Source organism: Lactobacillus delbrueckii subsp. bulgaricus (assembly GCF_046938665.1).
Classification (GTDB): domain Bacteria; phylum Bacillota; class Bacilli; order Lactobacillales; family Lactobacillaceae; genus Lactobacillus; species Lactobacillus delbrueckii_C.
In genome coordinates this window covers 1-1,537 of sequence record NZ_JBKZCD010000053.1, presented here as the reverse complement: position 1 = coordinate 1,537, position 1,537 = coordinate 1, and the positions used below count along the sequence as shown (strand labels likewise).

Here is a 1,537-nt window from a genome sequence, read left to right as displayed (position 1 = left end):
AGAGGTACGAGAATGTAGAAGAACTTAAAATCATAGAAATAATCCAAAGACAGTCAGTGATCTATATTACTTTTCGAACAAGTAACACTAAGGCCAGTGGATGAATTATTAGGAAAGGAGGTAAAACGAAAATGGTCCAAGCGAAAAGAAAGAAAAAACAAAAGACAATTCCGAGAAATAGTGAACTCATTGACCAATTGGCCAGTGAGTATTACATCAAGGCTACTCCAGAGCTTGACCGTGCGGCAGAAATTGCTCATAAGATTTATAACGCCGCTTTGTATCAGCTCAGACAAGCCCTTTTCAAGAGAAAAGGATCGATTTATTATGAGGGCTTGGACAGGATCTTCAAAAATAAAAGAAATGCCAATGAGCTTATGCTTTATGGTCAGATGCCCACTGTTCAATGTGCTCAACAGACGCTTAAAGAAGTAGCCGCGGTTTGGAAGGCCTGGTTCTGTGCCTTGCAATCTTACAAAATAGCACCACAGAAATTTACCGGCAGGCCGAGAATTCCACGTTACTTGAAGAAAAGCAGACGTCATACCTTTTACGTGACACCACAAAACGCGAGAGTCAAAGAAGTGAAAAGTGCTGATGGCAAAGATGTCGTAGCGCGGTATCTGATTATTCATTCTTTGGGGCTTAGCATCAAGCTTGCAGATGGCATAAAAAAGGTCAATCGCATCGTAATTAAGCCACTGTCAAATGGTTATAAACTCACAGTAGCCTACACTCCAGCTGCAAACCAGAAACCGTATCTGCCAGACAACGGCCGCTATATTGGTATCGATCCAGGTGTAGATAATGCATTTGCCTGCGTCTCAAATACTGGCGATAAGGCCTTACTCATTAATGGCCGTGCAATCAAGTCTGTCAATCAGTACTACAACAAGCGCATGGCGAAATTGAAGAGCCTTCAAGCTCAATACCACCAGCTCGAAAGCATCATCAATACCAAGCAAGGCCCAAAGGCGGTATACGGCCAGACCAAATCCATGCAGCGCCTAACCGATTGGCGCAATGCCAAGATTCGTCAATTTGCCCACAAGGCATCCAAGCGCATAGTAGATTACGCGCTAAGCTGTGGAGCAAATACTATTGTGATTGGCAAGAACAAGACATGGAAACGGTCAGTAAATATGGGCAAGAAAAACAATCAGAACTTTGTTGGCTTGCCTCACCAGCAGATGATCAATATGATCCGCTACAAGGCCAATATGGTCGGTATCACGGTTATCTGCACAAATGAATCGTATACAAGTCAGACTAGTGCTCTTGACGGCGAAAAGCCATGCTGGAACAATGGCAATAAGAGCAGAAAAAAGCAAGGGCTGAGCCCAGCCAATCGGCGCATTCACCGCGGCATGTTTAGAACCAACAAGGGTTTGTTGGTCAATGCGGACATCAACGGTGCAATGCAAATAGTAAGAAAAGTATTCCCGAACGTCTCATTTGCGAACGGGATAGTGGATGCTGTGTTGCATCCAGCCAAATGGTCTCCTCTCATTTGAGGAGCCACTTGGCAAACGAGTAA

The 1,537-nt window shown here is 44.2% G+C and carries 1 protein-coding gene; it reads left to right on the top strand.

Going from position 1 to position 1,537, the window contains the following annotated elements; translation table 11 throughout:
• The first annotated feature begins 131 nt into the window (after positions 1-131).
• Complete coding sequence (locus ACLUXO_RS10110) at positions 132-1,514, top strand: RNA-guided endonuclease InsQ/TnpB family protein (protein WP_412137439.1); 1,383 nt, start codon at positions 132-134, stop codon at positions 1,512-1,514.
• Positions 1,515-1,537: the final 23 nt, after the last annotated feature.

Bases quoted from the DNA above. Each gene is read 5' to 3' on its own strand.
- ACLUXO_RS10110 (WP_412137439.1), top strand. From the start codon at position 132: ATGGTCCAAGCGAAAAGAAAGAAAAAACAAAAGACAATTCCGAGAAAT.